The sequence below is a fragment of the Bradyrhizobium sp. B025 genome (assembly GCF_042257955.1).
GTDB classification, from domain to species: domain Bacteria; phylum Pseudomonadota; class Alphaproteobacteria; order Rhizobiales; family Xanthobacteraceae; genus Bradyrhizobium; species Bradyrhizobium diazoefficiens.
Genome location: NZ_CP170150.1, coordinates 7,210,756 through 7,229,013 on the forward strand (window position 1 = coordinate 7,210,756; position 18,258 = coordinate 7,229,013).

The window sequence follows — 18,258 nt, forward strand, 5'->3', positions numbered from 1 at the left end:
TCCCTCGCCCCGTTCTTACGGGGAGAGGTTGGAGATCACACGCGCTTGCCGCCGCTCTTCTCGGCGGCGCGGCGCAGGGCTTCGGCGAGGGCGCCGCCGCCGGAGGATTCCTGCTTGCGCGGCGCCGACGAGGTCATGCGGGCTGCATTGCGCGAGCCATTGTCGCGCTGCATGCCGGGGGCGTCCTTCTTGGCGCCGACCTCGTCGTCGAGCCGCAGCGTCAGCGAGATGCGCTTGCGGGCGACCTCGAAGTCCAGCACCTTCACCTTGACGATGTCGCCGGGCTTCACCACCTCGCGCGGGTCCTTGATGAAGGTCTTCGACATCGCCGAGATGTGCACGAGGCCGTCCTGGTGGACGCCGATGTCGACGAAAGCGCCGAAGGCGGCGACGTTGGTCACGGTACCCTCGAGGATCATGCCCTTCTGGAGGTGCTTGATCTCCTCGACACCCTCCTTGAACACAGCGGCCTTGAACGCCGGACGGGGGTCGCGGCCGGGCTTTTCGAGCTCGCGCAGGATGTCGGTGACGGTCGGCAGACCGAAGGTCTCGTCGACGAAATCCTTCGGCTTCAGCGTGCGCACGATCTCGCTGCTGCCGATCAGCGCCTTGATGTCGCTCTTGGTGGCCGCGAGAATCCGGCGCACCACCGGATAGGCTTCCGGATGCACGCCGGACGCATCGAGCGGATCCTCACCGCCGAGAATGCGCAAAAAGCCCGCGCACTGCTCGAACGCCTTCGGCCCGAGGCGCGGCACGTCCTTGAGCGACTTGCGCGACTTGAACGGGCCGTTGGCGTCACGATGTGCCACGATGCTCTGCGCAAGGCCCGAGCCCACGCCCGACACGCGGGCGAGCAGCGGCGCCGAGGCGGTGTTGACGTCGACGCCGACGGCGTTCACGCAATCTTCGACCACGGCGTCGAGCGACTTGGCGAGCTTGGCCTGGCCGAGGTCGTGCTGATACTGGCCGACGCCGATCGCCTTCGGCTCGATCTTGACGAGTTCGGCAAGCGGATCCTGGAGGCGCCGCGCGATCGAGACCGCGCCGCGCAGGGTGACGTCGAGACCGGGCAGTTCCTCCGAGGCGAAGGCCGAGGCCGAATAGACCGACGCGCCGGCTTCCGACACCACGATCTTGTTCATCTTCAGCTCGGCCAGGCCCTTGACGAGATCGCCTGCGAGCTTGTCGGTCTCGCGCGAGGCCGTGCCGTTGCCGATCGCGATCAGCTCGACACGGTGCTTCAGGGCAAGCTTGCCGAGGATTGCGAGCGACTCGTTCCATTGCCGCTGCGGCTCGTGCGGATAGATCACGGCGGTATCGACGACCTTGCCGGTCGCGTCGGTGACGGCGACCTTGACGCCGGTCCGGTAGCCGGGATCGAGCCCCATGGTGACGCGGGTGCCGGCGGGCGCGGCTAGCAGCAGGTCGCGCAAATTGGACGCGAACACGCGCACGGCCTCGGTCTCGGCCGCGTTCCACAGCCGCATGCGCAGGTCGATGTTGAGATGCACCTGGATCTTGGTGCGCCAGGCCCAGCGCACCGTGTCGATCAGCCAGCGGTCGCCGGCGCGCTTGAGGTCGGCGATGCCGAACCGCTTCATGATCTTCAATTCGTAGGCGCTGGGCACGCCCGGCGGCGGCGCCTCGGCTTCGGCCTGAATCTGCAGGTCGAGGATTTCTTCCTTCTCGCCGCGGAACATCGCCAGGATGCGGTGCGACGGCAGCCTGGTCAGCGGCTCGGAGAATTCAAAATAGTCGGCGAACTTTTCGCCCTCGGTCTTCTTGCCATCGCGCACCTTGGAGGCCATGCGCGCATTGGTCCACATCTCCTCGCGCAGCGCGCCGATCAGATCGGCGTCTTCGTCAAATCGCTCGACCAGGATGGCGCGGGCGCCGTCGAGTGCGGCGGCGGCGTCAGCCACGCCCTTCTCGGCGTTGATGAAGCTTTCCGCCACGACCTTGGGATCGTTGCCGGGCTCCGCCATCAGCTGATTGGCGAGCGGCTCGAGGCCGGCTTCCTTGGCGATCTCAGCCTTGGTGCGGCGCTTCGGCTTGAACGGCAGATAGATGTCTTCCAGGCGCGCCTTGCTGTCGGCGGCCATGATCGTGGCTTCGAGGGCGGCATCGAGTTTGCCCTGCTCGCGGATCGATTCGAGGATCGCCTTGCGGCGGTCTTCGAGCTCGCGCAGGTAGCCCAGGCGCTCCTCCAGGGTGCGCAATTGCGCGTCGTCGAGCGCACCGGTCGCTTCCTTGCGGTAGCGGGCGATGAAGGGAACCGTGGCGCCGCCGTCGAGCAGCGTCACCGCTGCCTCGACCTGCTCGGCCCGAACTCCAAGCTCCTGCGCAATTTTCTGGTTGATATTTGCCACGCGAGAATCCCTCTCTCCAAGCACGCGACGCAAACCGAAATCCGGTCGCGGGACGCCGCTTATGGACCAACCCAGGTTGATTCATCAAGGTGCCGCGCGCAACCGTCGACAGACGATTTTTTTGTTGAACCGATGCGATCTCGCCACAATCGTGGGGATGCGGCGGGCGCGGTTGGTATGAAGACTCTATCCTCTTGTCGTCCTGGCGAAAGCCAGGACCCATACCGCGGAATCTTTCAATTGTGGTCGGTATCCGTCCAGAACGATGAGCCGTCGCAAAACGACGCCCTGGGGTAATGGGTCCTGGCTTTCGCCAGGACGACGACGGGGATTGACAGGCGCCTCCGTTCCACGGCTGTTTGCACCGCCGGACCACCGAACTCCACACGAGGACTGCAATGCGGACGACATCGGTCGGCGTCTTCAAGATCGTCACCAAGGGCCCCGGCGACGTCTCCGGCCTCATGGCCATGATCGGCTCCGGCGCGATCGATCCCAAATCGATCCTCGCCGTTCTCGGCAAGACCGAGGGCAATGGCGGTGTCAACGACTTTACCCGGGAATATGCCGTCGCCGCGCTGTGCACGGCTCTGGCGCCACAGCTCGGCTTGTCCCCCGAGGAGGTCGAGCAGCGCATTGCCTTCGTGATGTCCGGCGGCACCGAAGGCGTGCTCAGCCCGCATATCACGGTGTTCACGCGCCGCGAGGTCGAGCGGCGGCCGGCGGGCTTGTCGGGCAAGCGCCTGAGCATCGGCATGGCGCACACGCGGGACTTCCTGCCGGAGGAGATCGGACGCGCCGCGCAGATCGCGGAGACGGCCACGGCCGTGAAGGCCGCGATGGCGGACGCCGGGATCACCGACCCCGCCGACGTCCATTTCGTGCAGATCAAGTGCCCGCTGCTCACCAGCGATCGCGTCGCGGCCGCAAGCGCACGCGGCAACAAGACGGCGACGACCAGCGCCTACGGTTCGATGGCCTATTCGCGCGGCGCCTCCGCGCTCGGCGTTGCGGTCGCGCTCGGCGAGACCGGCTCGGACATCAGCGACGGGGACGTGCTGCGCCGCTACGATCTGTTCTCGAAGGTGGCATCCACCTCGGCCGGAATCGAGCTGATGCACAACGTCGTCATCGTGCTCGGAAATTCGGCGGCATCGGCCAGCGAATTCGAGATCGGCCACGCCGTGATGAACGATGCGATCGACGCCGCCGCTGTGACGTCGGCGCTGAAGAGTGTCGGGCTTGGCGTCGCGCCGCAAGCGGAAGCCGGGCGCGAGCTCGTCAACATCTTCGCCAAGGCGGAGGCCTCGCCCGATGGCAGCGTGCGCGGCTTTCGTCACACCATGCTGGAGGACACCGACATCAGCTCGACGCGCCACGCCCGCGCCGCGGTCGGCGGCCTGATCGCGGGCCTTGCCGGCACCGGCGCAGTCTACGTGTCCGGCGGCGCCGAGCATCAGGGCCCGGCGGGCGGCGGGCCGGTTGCGGTGATCGCGCGACTATCGGATTGAGACGGCCGGCCTCCCCGGTCGTGCGACCTCTCCGCCCCATGCAACCCTGCCCTTCGCGCCGGCTCAGTTGATTCACGCAGGGTCCATGCGAAAGGAAGGACCGCCGCATCTAGAGGATTTGAATTTCATGACTTTGCCGATGAGCTGGAACGAGTGGGCGCAGCACGATGGCGTGGGGCTGGCGGCGCGCGTCCGCAAGGGCGAGCTGACGCCGAAGGAATTGGCCCGCCAGGCCGCTGCTGCCGTCGCTAAGGTCAATCCGGCGCTGTCGGGCGTGGTCGAGCTGTTCGAGGACGTGATCGCCGATCCGGCCAAGGACGGCGCCAACCTCGCCGGCCCGTTCGCCGGCCTGCCCTTCCTGATGAAGGATCTCGGGCCGACCATGAAGGGCCGGCTCCAGGAGATGGGTTCGCTGCTGATGCGCGGCAATCGCGCGAGCGCCGACACCTTCCTGACCGGCAAATTCCGCCAGGCCGGACTGAACCTGATCGGGCGCACCACGACGCCGGAATTCGGCGTCTGCAGCTCGGCCGACAATCCGGCCGTCTACGTCACGCGCAATCCCTGGAACACCGACTACACCACCTGCGGCTCGTCCGCGGGCAGCGCGGCGATGGTTGCCGCCGGCGTGGTGCCGATCGCGCATGCGACCGACGGCGGCGGCTCGATCCGCATTCCCGCCGGCGTCAACGGTAATATCGGGCTGAAGGTCTCGCGCGGCGTGTTCTCGCTGGCCCCGCACATGTCCGACCTCACCGGGCTCGTCTCGATCCAGGGCTGCCAGTCGCGCTCGGTGCGCGACACCGCCGCCTTCGTCGATCACGCGCGCGGGCCTGCGCCCGGCGAGTTCATGCCGTTCTGGACCACGGCGCAGCCCTATTCCGAGATGATCAAGCGCGATCCCGGCAAGCTTCGCATCGCGCTGTCGCACACATGGGGCGATTACACCGCGACGCCGGAGATCGCCGCCGAGCTGGAGAAGACCGGCCGCTTCCTCGAAGGCCTCGGTCATCACGTCGACTATGCGCTGCCCGAGCTCGACTTCCGTGCGGCGTTCGAGGCGCAGACGATGTGCTACATCTCGAATTTTGCGGTGGTGATCTCGAACATGCTGGCCGCGCGCGGGCTGGACAAGCCGCCGGAAGACCTCATCGAGCCGATGAACATCAGGATCTGGGAAGCCGGCCGGCACACCAGCTTCGCCGAGCGGGCGAAGATGCAAGGCGTGTTCAACACGACGTCACGCGGTTTCGGCGCGTTCTTCGAGCAGTGGGACGTCATCCTGACGCCGATCACGGCGCTGCCGACGCCGAAAGTCGGCACCAGGGAATATCTGACCATCTCCGACAATCCTGACGTGCTCGACTGGTTCGGCAACCTCTGGCGCTTTTTCGCCTTCACGCCGCTCGCCAATCTCTGCGGCATGCCGGCGATCTCGATGCCGATGGCAACCCAGGACCACGACCTGCCGCTCGGCATCCAGGCGATCGCCAAGCAGGCCAATGACGGCCTGCTCCTGCAATTCGCCGCCCAGATCGAGCGCGCGCTCGACGGCAAGTGGAACGGCGGCAGAAAGCCGAAGGTGCATGTGAGCTGAGGAGCTGCGGTCGCAATGACATGCGATCGCGCTGCCGCCTCAATTCTTCATCGCCGGGATCTCCTCCGTCGGCTGCTGCTGCCCCTGCTTGTACATCGCGAGCGCCTTGTCGAGCGCTTCGCGCAGGGCAAGCGCGGCGGCCACGCTGCAACGCAGGTGCGCGGTCTGGACCACTTCGACCCTGACCGCGGCTCCGACCGGCATCAAGAGGTTCGCGGCGAGCTCGACCTGGATCGCGCCGTTGTGATGGCCGAAGCAAGACGCGCCGTCGAAATAGATGATCGGCGCCCGCTCGGAGCTCGAGCTCGAAATGGTGACGGGCCCCTGATTGGTGCCGGGTGTTTCGGGGTCGGCCATAAGCGCTCCTTGCGGCTAGTCGAACGAACGAAGCGCTCACCATCGGCGCTTCGGACCGCCCTGTCGAGGCCCAACCGCCCGCAGGCCTGCCGTGCGACCGGTATTCGGGGTTTTGCGCGGCGCCCGGCACTGGTCTAGAACATCGCCATGTCCAGCTCATCGACGTCCAGCCTACCTGCCACGCTCCCGTTCGAGGAGCTGGCCGAGGCCATCAAGGGCCGCCGCTCCGACTACGGCCATATCAGCGGGCTCCAGCTCGACCGCTTCGCACCCGCCGAGGCCTGGTCCAGCCTGCCCTACCGTCCCGTCTTCGTCGGCGACACCGAGACCGGGGTGCTGCATGGCGGCGTCGTCACCGCGATGCTGGACGAGAGCTGCGGCATGGCCGTGCAGCTCGCGCTCGACGGCACGCGCGCGATCGCAACCCTCGACCTGCGTATCGACTATCAGAAGCCGGCGACGCCGGGCCTCGACATCAAGGCGCATTCGGTCTGCTACCGCACCACGCGCTCGATCGCCTTCGTACGCTCCACCGCGTATCAGGAGTCCGAGGACGATCCGGTCGCAACCGCAACGGCCTGCTTCATGATCGGCGCCAACCGCACCAACATGCTCGCCGACCGCAGGATGGATTCGCGCAGCATCCCGACCCTGGAGGCGCCGGAGGATCCGGATGGCCCGTTCGCCCGCAGCCCGTTCGCGCGCTGCCTCGGCATCCGCGTCAACGACGACGGCACGCTGACCATGCCGTTCTCGCCGAAGATCATCGGCAATCCGATCCTGCCCGCGATCCATGGCGGCATGACCGGCGCCTTCCTCGAGACCACCGCCATCATCGGCGTGGCGCGCGAGCTCGGCGCCGCCGCGCCGCCCAAGCCGATCGGGCTGACCATCAACTACTTGCGCTCCGGCCGCGCGCTCGACAGCTTTGCCAATGTCTCGATCGTCAAGCAGGGCCGGCGCATCGTCGCCTTCGAGGCGCGCGCCTGGCAGGACGATGCGGACAAGCCGATCGCCACCGCCTTCGGCCATTTCATGCTGCGGCCGACGCCTGGAAACGACGAGGAATAGGCCTATTTTACTTGACGGCGGGGGCCTGGAACCACAACGATAGCGCGTTCCCCGTGAGAGGTATTGGGTTGCGGCATCCGATCGACATCATCGCCATGTTCGCCGCCATGTGGCTGCTGGCGTCGATGGTGCTCGACGCGGTGACGCCGAAGGAGCTGACCGCGGTGCTGATCGCCATCGCGATCGGGCCTGCCGTGGTCATCACCGCCGTGTTCTACTATCTGCGCTGCCCGCGCACGGATTTCGCGGTGATGTTCGCAGCGCTGTGGCTGATCTCGGACATCGCCATCGCCTTCATCTCGCCGAAGGAGCTGCCGCATTTCCTGATCGTGCTCGGCTTCGTGCCGGCCCTGCTGATCGGCAGCGTACTGCACTGGCAGCGCTTCCAGCGCCGCCACGAGCGGTTGCATGTGCCGTCGGCGAAGCGCAGCTAACGCGGCAGCAGGTTCGTCTTCGCAAGATCGAGCACCTCGTCGCCGCGGCCGTTCATCACCGCGCGCAAGACCCAGAGGCTGAAACCCTTGATCTGCTCGCTCGTGATGGTCGGCGGCATCGACAGCTCCTGCTTGGCGGTGACGACGTCGAGCAGCGCGGGCCCGTTGTAGGCCAGCATCTCCTTCACCGCGCCCGGAAGCTCGCCGGGGTCCTCGACGCGTTTGGCAAAAATGCCCATCGCGCGCGCCATCGCCGCGAAATCAGGGTTTTGCAGGTCGACATTGGTGTCGACGAAGCCGGCGGCCTTCATCTCCAGCGCAACGAAGCCGAGCACGCCGTTGTTGAAGACGACGACCTTCACCGGCAGCTTCATCTGCGTCAGCGTGATCAGATCGCCCATCAGCATGGTGAAGCCGCCGTCGCCCGACAGCGAGATCACCTGGCGGCCGGGCTGCGAGGCCTGCGCCCCGATCGCCTGCGGCATCGCATTGGCCATCGAGCCGTGCACGAAGGAGCCGATCAGCCGGCGGCGACCGTTCATCTCGAGATAGCGCGCCGCCCACACCGTGGGTGTGCCGACATCGGCGGTGAACACGGCATCCTCGGACGCATGGTCGCTGACGACCTTGGCGAGATATTGCGGATGGATCGGCTTGCTGCCGGGGGTGCCCCTGGCGAGCGAGTCCAGCCCCTCGCGCGCCTTCTTGTAATGCGCGACGGCATCGTCGAGATGCTTGCGCTGGGTCTTGGTCTTCAGCAGCGGCAGCAGCGCCTCGATGGTCAGCTTGACGTCGCCGATGAGGCCGAGGTCGATCTTGCAGCGTCGGCCGAGATTTTCCGGGCGGATGTCGATCTGCGCGATCTGGCAACCGGTCGGGAAGAACTGCTTGTAGGGGAAATCGGTGCCGAGCATCACCAGCGCGTCGCAGGCGTGCATGGCGGCATAGCCCGAGGAGAAGCCGATGAACCCGGTCATGCCGACATCGTAGGGATTTTCGTATTCGACGTGCTCCTTGCCGCCGAGCGCATGCACGATCGGGCTCTTCAAGGCCTCCGCAAGCTGCATCAACGGCGTATGCGCGCCGGCGCAGCCACGGCCGCAGAACAGGGTGATGCGCTCGGCGCCGTTCAGGAGGTCCGCGAGTGCCTTCAGCTCATCGGCCTCAGGCACGACTTTCGGCGCCGACAGCGCGAGCCCCCGCGCCGTCGACAGCGCGCGCCTCGGCGGATCGCGGAACGCGACGTCGCCGGGCATGGCGATGACGGCGACGCCGCGCAGGCCCACGGCCGCGCGAATGGCGTTCTCGATCACGAAAGGCAGCTGGCTCGCATCCGAGACCAGCTCGCAATAATGGCTGCATTCCCGGAACAGGTTTTGGGGATGGGTTTCCTGAAAGTAGCCGCCGCCGATTTCGGCCGACGGAATCTGCGCCGCGATCGCCAGCACGGGGACGCGGCTGCGATGCGCGTCGAACAGGCCGTTGATCAGATGCAGATTGCCCGGACCGCAGGAACCTGCGCAGACCGCAAGGCTTCCGGTCATCTCGGCTTCGCCGGCGGCTGCGAACGCCGCAACCTCCTCATGCCGGACGTGGATCCATTCGATGGTGCCGCGACGCCGCAGCGCCTCGGTAAAGGCATTCAGGCTGTCGCCGACGATGCCGTAGATCCGCTTGACGCCGGCCTGTTCGAGCGTTGCCACGAACAGATCGGCCACGTTGTTGATCGCCATGTCGGTCTCCTGATCTCGCTGATTCAGCAAGATAGGATAAAGCGCGGCCGTGACGGGATCACGGCTGGTTTATTGCAGCTTCAGTCTTTCACAATCGCCCGATCGTAGGCCGCGATCGTCTGCTTTGCGCGCGCTGCGACATCGGCCGCCGACATGCCGGGCTTGTAGAGGCTGGAGCCAAGCCCGAATGCGGTGACGCCGCCCTTGATATACTCCGCAAAATTCTGGTCGGAGACACCGCCGACGGCAGCGATCATCACGCCGGCCGGCAGCACCGCGCGAATCGCGGCGATACCGGATGCGCCGAGCACGCTCGCCGGAAAGAATTTCAGGCCCGATGCGCCAGAGCGCGCGGCAAGCAGCGCCTCGGTCGGCGAGAACACGCCCGGCAACGTCACCATGGCGTATTGATGCGCACGCGCGAGCACCTGCGTATCCACGTTCGGCGAGACCATCAGCTTGCCGCCGACGTCATTGAGACGATCGACATCTGCGGTGGTCAGCACCGTGCCGGCGCCGATCAGCACGCCGGCCGGCGCCAGCTTCGCAGCGGTGGCGATCGAGCGGAACGGATCGGGCGAATTCAGCGGGATCTCGATCGCGGTCATGCCGGCCTCGATCAGCACGCTGACGATCGCCTCGGCCTCCTCTGGCTTGACGCCGCGCAGGATCGCGACCAGCGGACGCTTCATCGACGGAAAGGGAACACTCATCTCAGGAAATCCTTCTTAACTCGTCCAGATCGCCGCGGCCGCCATCGACAGGCCGTGGCGAACGGCTTCATCCGCATCGATCGGCCGCGGGGTCACCGAGAGCGCATCGAAAGCCAGCTGATACAGCGTCGCAAGCCGCCCTGACGCAACCAACGTGATGCCGGTTTTGGGAACATTGCCAGAGAGACCCGCCGCCAGCTCGGTGCCGATCAACGTGCCCGACAGCGTCTCGCGCGCGGCGGCCGGCGTGCCGCCGAACAGCAACTGCCGTGACCGCGCACCGAAGAGCAGGTTGGCGGCGAACGCCGGCGCCTCGAACGCGGCTTTCACCGCCGCCTTGAAGCTTGCAACATCCTCGGCGTCATCGGCGCCTGCGACCGCGAGTGACAGAATCGTCTCGCGCGAGATCACACTGAACAGCTCGCCGGTCATGAAGGTGGAGAAATGCTCGACCGTGCCGTCCTTCACCCGCACCCATTTCGAATGCGTGCCGGGCATGCAGACCAGCGCTTCGCCGGCGGCCTTAAGGCCGAGCGCGCCGAGCAACTGCGTCTCCTCGCCGCGCATCACGTCCGGCGCGCCTGCGTCGCGCTGCGCGATGCCGGGCAGGATGCGGATGTCGCGCGCCTCACCCGGCACCCGCACGGCCTGCTTCAGGATGGAGGTGAGCGGTGCCGGCGTGTCGACATAGCCGGCCTCGACCCAGCCGGTTTTGGCGCCGGCCATACCGCAGACGAGAACGGGCAGATGATCCGGTGCTTCGACGGCGGAAAGATGCGATTGCAGCACACCGGCAAATCCGGTCTTGGCCGCGGCCAGCATGCCCTCGCCACTGCGGCGTTCGGCCAGGACCTGGCCGGCCCGATCGACCAGCCACAGGCGGAAGCTGCTGGTGCCCCAGTCCACCGCGACATAGGCGGGTTCGCTCATCTCGGTTCTCGTCCTCGTCTCACCGGCAAGACGCCGTCTCGCGACAATGAGACGACGGCTGGCAAATTCGCCCCGGGATATCGGCTATTGCCGCCGCAAACCAGCGTTTTATCGCAGGTCTGAGACGCTGCCGCGCTGGCACACCGCTTGCTCATGCATCCCCACTCACATCCGTGAACCGCGCACCAAGACGCGTCAATTGTGGAGAGGAAACCCATGGAGATCGGCTATTTCACGATGCCTTCGCACCCGCCGGAGTGCGGCCTGAAGGAAGGAAACGACTGGGACCTGCAAGTCATGCGCTGGCTCGACGAGCTCGGCTATCAAGAGGCCTGGGTCGGCGAGCACCACACCGCGCCCTGGGAACCCAATCCCACCCCGGATCTCCTGATCGCCCAGGCCTTGATGCAGACCAAGCGCTTGCGCATCGGGCCGGGCGGCTTCCTGCTGCCCTATCACCATCCGGCCGAGCTCGCCAACCGCGTCGCGATGCTCGACCACATGTCCGAGGGCCGGCTCAATTTCGGTGTCGCGGCTAGCGGCCTGCCGAGCGACTGGGCGATGTTCAACGTCGACGGCATGAGCGGGCAGAACCGCGACATGACCCGCGAAGCGCTGGAGATCATCCTGAAGATGTGGACCGATCCCGCGCCCTGGACCTACAAGGGCAAATTCTGGACGGTGACCAAGCCGGACACGATGTTCGACTTCCTCAAGCCTCACATCAAGCCGTTGCAGGCGCCGCATCCGCCAATCGGCGTTGCCGGTCTGTCGAAGAACTCGGACACGCTGAAGCTCGCCGGCGAACGCGGCTTCATCCCGATGAGCCTCAACCTCAACCCGGCCTATGTCGGCAGCCATTGGGATTCGGTCGAGATCGGCGCCGCCAAGACCGGACGCAAGCCGAACCGGCAGGACTGGCGGCTGGTGCGCGAGGTCTTCGTTGCCGACACCGACGAAGAGGCCTGGAAGCTCTCCACCGGCGACATGATGGGCCGGATGATGCACGAGTACTTCTTGCCCCTGCTCGGCCATTTCGGCTTCAAGGACTATTTGAAGCACGCGCCCGACGTGCCCGACAGCGACGTCACCGTCGAATATTGCGCCAAGCGGAACTGGATCGTCGGCTCGCCCGCGACCGTCGCCGAGAAGATCGAGAAGATCTACGACGAGGTCGGCGGCTTCGGCGTGCTGCTGGTGTTCGGCTTCGACTACAAGCACAAGGCAGAGGCCTGGCACCACTCGCTCTCGCTGCTCAGCAGCGAGGTGATGCCGCGCCTGAAGCATCTCGGCTCCACGAAGAAGGCGGCTTGACCCGACGCGGATGCGGCGCGATCGTGCCGCATCCGCACCCGTTTCGGAGATTTCCGCGTGAGCGTGGACGCAAAGGATTTCAAGCAGGCGATGCGCCAATGCGCCGGTGCCGTCGCGCTGGTCACGGTCGGTGCCGAGCACGGCAAGCGCACCGGGCTCACGGTCACCTCGGCCTGCTCACTGTCGGACAACCCGCCGTCGCTGATCGTCTGCGTCAACCGCAACGCCAGCGCACATACGCGGATCCGGGAGGAAGGCGCCTTCGCAATCAACTTCCTGCACGAGGACCACGCGCTGCTGGCACTCACCTTCAGCGGCCAGAAGGGCGTCAACGGTGACGACCGCTTTGCGTTCGGGCAGTGGACGCGCGGAGCCACCGGCGCACCCGTGCTGACCGACGCGGTGGCCGCGTTCGATTGCGAGCTGGCGCAGGAATTCGAAACGAAGACGCATTCGATCTTCGTCGGCGAAGTCCGCGGGGTGTCGCATTCCGACGGGGCCGCCCCGCTGGTCTATCTGCGCAGCAGCTTCCACGTACCTCACGAAATCCGCGGCACCGTTACAGTCGGCGATCTCGATTCAAGGCATCTGAGCTGGACGGATTTTTCGTAAGGGCGGCGGCGGTGCGCTCACTCGCCCCGCTTGTGGGGAGAGGGGGAGTCTCTCCGAGGATGGTGACAGTTGGACTCGCGGAGAGTCCCCCTCACCCGCCGCGCTTCGCGCGTCGGCCTCTCCCCGCACGCGGGGAGAGGCGAAAGCCCGCGGCTCGCTCCTCGTTCATCTCCAACCGAACGCGCTACTGCGCGGTCTCGATCTTCAGGTGCTTGATCTTGCGATACAGCGTCGCGCGGCTGAGCTTCAGCGCACGCGCCGCCTCGGTCACACGGCCGCCATGCTTGCGCAGCGCCTCGACGATCGTCGCGCGCTCGGCCGCCGCGAGATCCGGCTCCGCCGCACGGCCGCCGAACAGCGGCAGATCGAGATCGGCATCGGTGACGACGCCGTTCTCCGCCGTGCAGCCGGCAAGCCGCAGCACATGGCGGAGCTGGCGCATGTTGCCGGGATACGGATAGGCCGACAGCAGCGCCCAGGCCTCGTCCGAGAGGCGGCAATTCGGCGCTTCCTCGCGCGCGATCTGGCGAATGATGTCGTCGCGGTCGGCGCGCTCGCGCAAGCTCGGCAGCTTCACCTCCATGCCGCGGAGACGAAAATAGAGATCGGCGCGGAAGGCGCCCTCCTCCGCCATGCGGCCGAGATCGCGATGGGTGGCGCTGATCAGGCGGATGTCGACCGGCACCGGCTTGAGCGCGCCGAGCGGCCAGACCTCGCGGTTTTCCAGCACGCGCAAGAGACGCGTCTGCAGCGCGATCGGCATGTCGCCGATCTCGTCGAGGAACAGCGTGCCGCCGTCGGCCTGCACGATCAGGCCCTTCGAGCCCTCGCGCCGCGCGCCGGTGAAGGCGCCGGCCTCGTAACCGAACAGCTCGGCGTCGATCAGGCTCTCCGGCATCGCCGCGCAGTTCAGCGCGACATAATGGTTGCGGGCACGGTTGCTCGCCGCGTGAATGGCGCGGGCGAACACGTCCTTGCCGACGCCGGTCTCGCCATGCAGCAGCACCGGCAGATTGCGATCACCGATGCTTCGGAGCCGCTTCACGCTTCGGATCAGGCCGGGATCGCGGCCGGCGAGCCGATGCAGGTCATCAAAACGGTCGATCGTCGCATCGCGGCGCGGAGCGTGTGGACCCGTGAAGGATTTGGCGCGCAGCGGCGGGGCGACATGGCCCTCGCCCAACGGACTGCCGTCGGCGCGGCGCAGCTCGACAACATCGTCCGCACTGCGCGCGGCGTGATGATCGAACTTGATGTAACGCGACAGATCGATGCCCGATGCGATCATGCCGTCGGTGAGGCCGAGCAGCGCACGCGCGGAACGGCAGGCGCCGACGATACGGCGGTCGTCGTCATAGGCGAGCAGGCCGCTGCCGCCGTCACCCGGCACGGTCGCGATCCAGGCGTTGCGGAAATGGCCGCGGAAGATCGCACCCTCCATCCGCCGCGTCGCCTCCATCGTCACCGCGAGCGCGAGCTGATGCGCGGCGCGCTCGAGATCCTCACGGCAGGAGGTGATGTTGATGGCACCGGCGAGCCGGCCGGCCTGGTCGAACAGCGGCGCCACGGCGCAGGAGAACATGTGCCACTGTGCGCGAAAATGCTCGTCGCGATGCACCAGGATCGGCTTCTGCTCGGCCAGCGCGGTGCCGAGCCCGTTGGTGCCCTCAAAAGTCTCGGCGAAGTTCGAGCCGGTGTAGATCTTCCAGTCCAGAAACATCTTCGCATCGGCTTCGCCCGGAAGCCGACTGAACAGCATGGTCGCGTTCACATCGGCCAGATTCACACAGTAGCCGGCGTCGCGCAGCACGCGGGCGAGGTCGTCGAGCTCGGGCGTCGCGAGCCGGATCGTCTCCTCCATCGGCTCGGCGACATGCCGGATCTCGGCCTCGGTGAGCGTTTGCGGCGGGCCCTGACGGGCGGGATCGAGCTTGTGGCTGATCAGGCAGCGCCGCCACGAATTGGCGATCCGCGAAGAGGCATCGACGTCGGCCACATGATTGGCGACGGACAAGACGCGGGCGACATGGTTCGAGGCCGAAAGGCTGGCCATCGCGGACGTCTCCACCCTGTATTATTGTGCAAAGTCTGGCAGCACGGGCGGGGATGTCAATCGGGAACCGGGAACGGGGGAGATGGCACACGGTCTCTAGACGTCATTCCGGGGCGATGCGATGGGACCGCGCAAGCGCGGCCCGGAGCATCGAACCCGGAATCTCGAGATTCTCAGGTGTGCAATTGCACACCATAGTTCGCGCTGCGCGCGCCCCGGAATGACGGCATCATCAAGATTGCTGCACTGCGCTCACCAGGTATCGATGCAGGGCCTCTTCTTCTCCGTCCGCGCGGGCGGCTTCGGCACCGACCTAAGCCCCGCCATGATCCAGCGCCGCGTCTCGGCGGGGTCGATGACGTTGTCGATCTCGAACACGGACGCGATCGAGACCGCCTTACCGTTGGCATAGAGCTCGGCGACCTTGTTGCGGTAATAGGTCTCGCGCTCTTCGGGGTCGGCGATCGCCTCCATCTCCTTGCGGAAGCCGAGGCGGACATAGCCCTCGAGGCCCATGCCGCCGAACTCGCCGGTGGGCCACGCCGCAGTGAAGAACGAGGCGTGGAAGCCGCCGCCGATCATCGACTGTGCGCCGAGGCCGTAGCCCTTGCGCAGCACGATGCCGAACAGCGGCACGGTGAGGCTCGCGCCGGTCACGAACATGCGCGAGACGTGCCGCACGATCGCGGTCTTCTCGGCTTCCGGGCCGACCATGAAGCCGGGCGTGTCGCAGAGCGAGACGATCGGCAGATCGAACGCGTCGCAGAGCTGGAGAAAGCGCGCGGCCTTGTCGCCGGCATCGGCATCGATCGCGCCGCCGAGATGGCGCGGGTTGTTGGCGATCAGGCCGAACGGCTTGCCCTCGATGCGGATCAGCGCGGTGATCATGCCGACGCCGTAGTCGCGGCGCAGCTCCAGCACGCTGTCCTTGTCCGCGACGAGATCGATCACGCTGCGGATGTCGTAAACGCGCAGGCGGTTCTCCGGGATGGCGCGGCGGAGCAGACGCTGGTCGGCGGCCTGCCAGTCGGTCACCGCACCCTGGAAATAGGACAGGTATTTCTGCGCGACGCGCGTCGCCTCCTCCTCGTCCTCGACGAGGATGTCGATGACGCCGTTCGGCGACTGGAACGAGACCGGGCCGACCTCGGCCGGATGGTAGACGCCGAGGCCGCCGCCCTCGATCATCGCGGGGCCGCCCATGCCGATCGAGGCGTTCTTGGTGGCGATGATGACGTCGCAGCAACCGAGCATCGCGGCATTTCCGGCAAAGCAATAGCCGGAGACGACGCCGATGACAGGCACGAGGCCGGAGAGCCTTGCGAACTGCACGAAGGACGGGCCGTCGAGCCCGGTCATGCCGAGCCGGTCGGTATCGCCGGGCCGGCCGCCGCCGCCCTCGGCGTAGAACACCAGCGGCACGCGCCAGTCTTCTGCCAGCGTCAGCATGCGGTCGATCTTCTTGTGGTTCATGTGGCCCTGCGTGCCCGCGAGCACGGTGTAGTCATAGGCCACGACGATGCAGCGCGCGCCCTCCGGGCCGAACTTCTCGCCATTGACGGTCGCAACGCCCATGACGAGGCCGTCGGCCGGCGTGTTCTTGATGAGGTCGTCGAGCTTGCGCCGGCGGCGCTGGGCCGCGATCGCGAGGCTGCCGTACTCCATGAAGGAGCCGTCGTCGACGAGCTGCGCGACGTTCTCGCGGGCGGTGCGCTGGTTGGTGTTGCGGCGGCGCTCGACCGAGGCCGGCCGGTTCGCATCGAGCGTGTTGGCCTGGCGCGCGATCAGCTCGGCGAGATCAGGGCGGATGTGGTCGAGGTCGACATCGGCTTCCGCCGCCGACGCGTCGGCCGCGACGTCGAGCGGCTCCAGATACAGGATCGGTTCGCCATGCATCAAAGTGGCGCCGTCTCCGGCGACGAGCTTCATCACCCGGCCGCCCTGCTCGGCCATGACGAGATGCTCCATCTTCATGGACTCGATCACGGCAAGCTGCTGGCCGGGGCGCACGACCTCGCCCTCCTTCACCTGGATGGTGACGATGGTTCCTTGCAGGGGTGCCGCGACCATCACCGCGCCTTCGGGCACGGCCTGCGTAATGTGCGTCTCCATGCCGTGACCGCCGCCTCGCTCAGTCGGGGCGAAGTAGAGCGGCTTGGCTGCGCCATCGGCCGCCTCGACCAGTTTCGCGATGTTGCGATCGATGAAATCGGTCGCGATCCGGTTGGTCCTGAAATCGGGATGCGCGAGCACCGCCTGGAGGAAGGCGATGTTGGTGACGACGCCGTCGATCCGGAATTCGCGCAGGGCGCGCGAAGCCTTGGCGACCACGTCATGCCAGGCCTCGCCCGGCGTATGCACGATGACTTTCGCGAGCAGCGAATCGAAGGCCGCGCTGGTCTTGTAGCCCGCATAGCCAAAACTATCGACACGGACGCCGGGCCCCGACGGCGGCTCGAACAAGGCGAGCACGCCGCCGGTCGGATGCGTCGCGCCAGTCTCGTCCAGCGTCTCCATGTTGACGCGGAGCTGCATGGCGTAGCCGCGCGGCTTCGGGATCGATCCCTGCGCAAGGTCGAGCGAGGCCAGCGTGCTGCCTGCTGCGACCGCGAGCTGGGCGCGGACGAGGTCGAGGCCCAGCACCGCTTCCGTCACGGTGTGCTCGACCTGGAGCCGCGGATTGGCCTCGATGAAGGCAAAGCTATCCTCCGCCGTGCCGTCGACCAGGAACTCGAAAGTACCGAGATTGTCGTAAGCCGCGGCGGTCGCGAGTTGCCTCGCCGCCTCGATGATGCGGCCGCGCAAGGGCTCGCTCAGCGACGGGCTCGGCGCCACCTCGACCAGCTTCTGGTGCCGGCGCTGGATGGTGCATTCGCGCTCCCAGAGATGAGAGACCGCACCATGACGGTCGCCGATGATCTGCACCTCGATATGACGCGCCTGGCGGATCAGCCGCTCGGCATAGACGCCGTCGAAGCCGAATGCCGCCTTGGCCTCGGACTGGCAGCGCGCATAGGCTTCCGCCAGATCGGCCGCATTCTCGACCACGCGCATGCCGCGGCCACCGCCGCCGGCCATCGCCTTGATCACGATCGCCGCGTTGCCGCCAAGCGACGTGAAGAACGCCGTGATCTCCTCGAGCGACGAAGGCCCGCTGGTGCCGGCGATGATCGGCACGCCGCAGCGTTTGGCCAGTTGCCGTGCCGCGACCTTGTCGCCAAACAGTTCGAGCGCTGTCACCTTTGGCCCGACAAAGGTGATCCCCTGCTCGCCACAGGCCTTGGCGAACGCGGCATTCTCGCTCAGAAAACCGTAGCCGGGATGCACGGCATCGCAGCCGGCGCCCTTAGCCGCCGTCACCACGGCCTCGATGTCGAGATAGGCCCGCGCGCCGCGGCCAGGGATCTCGAGCGCCTCGTCGGCGACACGCACATGCAGCGACAGCGCGTCGTCTGCAGGGTGGATCGCTACCGTCGCGATGCCGGCATCGGCCGCCGCGCGCGCGATGCGGATGGCGATCTCGCCGCGATTGGCTATCAGGAGTTTCTTGAACGACATGAT

13 protein-coding genes are annotated in these 18,258 nt (G+C 66.6%); 6 read left to right on the plus strand and 7 right to left on the minus strand.

Annotation, left to right across the window (positions count from 1 at the left end; all coding sequences use genetic code 11):
• Positions 1-35 precede the first annotated feature (35 nt).
• Positions 36-2,372, minus strand: coding sequence for a Tex family protein (locus ACE10W_RS33990; protein ID WP_028172917.1), 2,337 nt, complete (start codon positions 2,370-2,372; stop codon positions 36-38).
• A 398-nt stretch (positions 2,373-2,770) separates the two neighbouring features.
• Between ACE10W_RS33990 and ACE10W_RS33995 the strand changes: the two genes are divergently transcribed.
• Both ACE10W_RS33995 and ACE10W_RS34000 read left to right on the plus strand, forming a co-directional pair.
• Complete coding sequence (locus ACE10W_RS33995; protein ID WP_028172916.1) at positions 2,771-3,883, plus strand: ring-opening amidohydrolase; 1,113 nt, start codon at positions 2,771-2,773, stop codon at positions 3,881-3,883.
• Positions 3,884-4,010: 127 nt separating this feature from the next.
• Positions 4,011-5,480, plus strand: a complete 1,470-nt coding sequence (locus tag ACE10W_RS34000) for an amidase (RefSeq protein ID WP_028172915.1) — start codon at positions 4,011-4,013, stop codon at positions 5,478-5,480.
• Between the two features lie 39 nt (positions 5,481-5,519).
• On the opposite strand, the gene ACE10W_RS34005 is transcribed toward ACE10W_RS34000, so the two are convergent.
• A complete protein-coding gene (locus ACE10W_RS34005) occupies positions 5,520-5,837 on the minus strand; it encodes a hypothetical protein (RefSeq protein WP_028172914.1) in 318 nt (105 codons plus the stop codon).
• A gap of 147 nt (positions 5,838-5,984) precedes the next feature.
• Here ACE10W_RS34005 and ACE10W_RS34010 point away from each other — a divergent pair, with 147 nt between their 5' ends.
• Positions 5,985-6,908 carry a PaaI family thioesterase gene (locus ACE10W_RS34010; protein WP_028172913.1) on the plus strand — a complete coding sequence of 308 codons (924 nt, stop codon included), beginning with the start codon at positions 5,985-5,987 and terminating at the stop codon, positions 6,906-6,908.
• A 68-nt stretch (positions 6,909-6,976) separates the two neighbouring features.
• On the plus strand, positions 6,977-7,342 hold the full coding sequence (locus ACE10W_RS34015) for a hypothetical protein (RefSeq protein ID WP_028172912.1): 366 nt from the start codon (positions 6,977-6,979) through the stop codon (positions 7,340-7,342).
• Here the strand turns inward: ACE10W_RS34015 and poxB are convergent.
• From poxB to ACE10W_RS34030, 3 genes are all read right to left on the minus strand, one after another.
• On the minus strand, positions 7,339-9,075 hold the full coding sequence (gene poxB / locus ACE10W_RS34020; protein ID WP_271550879.1) for a ubiquinone-dependent pyruvate dehydrogenase: 1,737 nt from the start codon (positions 9,073-9,075) through the stop codon (positions 7,339-7,341). The two genes, ACE10W_RS34015 and poxB, sit on opposite strands and share 4 nt — an antisense overlap.
• Positions 9,076-9,155: 80 nt before the next feature.
• A complete protein-coding gene (locus ACE10W_RS34025) occupies positions 9,156-9,788 on the minus strand; it encodes a 2-dehydro-3-deoxy-6-phosphogalactonate aldolase (protein ID WP_028172910.1) in 633 nt (210 codons plus the stop codon).
• A 15-nt stretch (positions 9,789-9,803) separates the two neighbouring features.
• Positions 9,804-10,718: a 2-dehydro-3-deoxygalactonokinase gene (locus ACE10W_RS34030; protein WP_028172909.1), complete on the minus strand. Its 915-nt coding sequence runs from the start codon at positions 10,716-10,718 to the stop codon at positions 9,804-9,806.
• 216 nt (positions 10,719-10,934) lie between these two features.
• On the opposite strand from ACE10W_RS34030, the gene ACE10W_RS34035 reads away from it, so the two are divergent.
• Together ACE10W_RS34035 and ACE10W_RS34040 are read left to right on the plus strand one after the other, a co-directional pair.
• Positions 10,935-12,032 carry an LLM class flavin-dependent oxidoreductase gene (locus tag ACE10W_RS34035; protein WP_028172908.1) on the plus strand — a complete coding sequence of 366 codons (1,098 nt, stop codon included), beginning with the start codon at positions 10,935-10,937 and terminating at the stop codon, positions 12,030-12,032.
• Between the two features lie 57 nt (positions 12,033-12,089).
• Positions 12,090-12,644 (plus strand): flavin reductase family protein, encoded by a 555-nt coding sequence (locus ACE10W_RS34040; protein WP_028172907.1) that lies wholly within the window; start codon positions 12,090-12,092, stop codon positions 12,642-12,644.
• Positions 12,645-12,828: 184 nt separating this feature from the next.
• Here the strand turns inward: ACE10W_RS34040 and ACE10W_RS34045 are convergent, their stop codons facing one another.
• Positions 12,829-14,697, minus strand: coding sequence for a sigma-54-dependent Fis family transcriptional regulator (locus tag ACE10W_RS34045; RefSeq protein WP_028172906.1), 1,869 nt, complete (start codon positions 14,695-14,697; stop codon positions 12,829-12,831).
• A gap of 252 nt (positions 14,698-14,949) precedes the next feature.
• Entirely contained in the window at positions 14,950-18,255 is a 3,306-nt protein-coding gene (locus ACE10W_RS34050; RefSeq protein ID WP_304548299.1) for a carboxyl transferase domain-containing protein, read from the minus strand.
• Between the last annotated feature and the right edge of the window lie 3 nt (positions 18,256-18,258).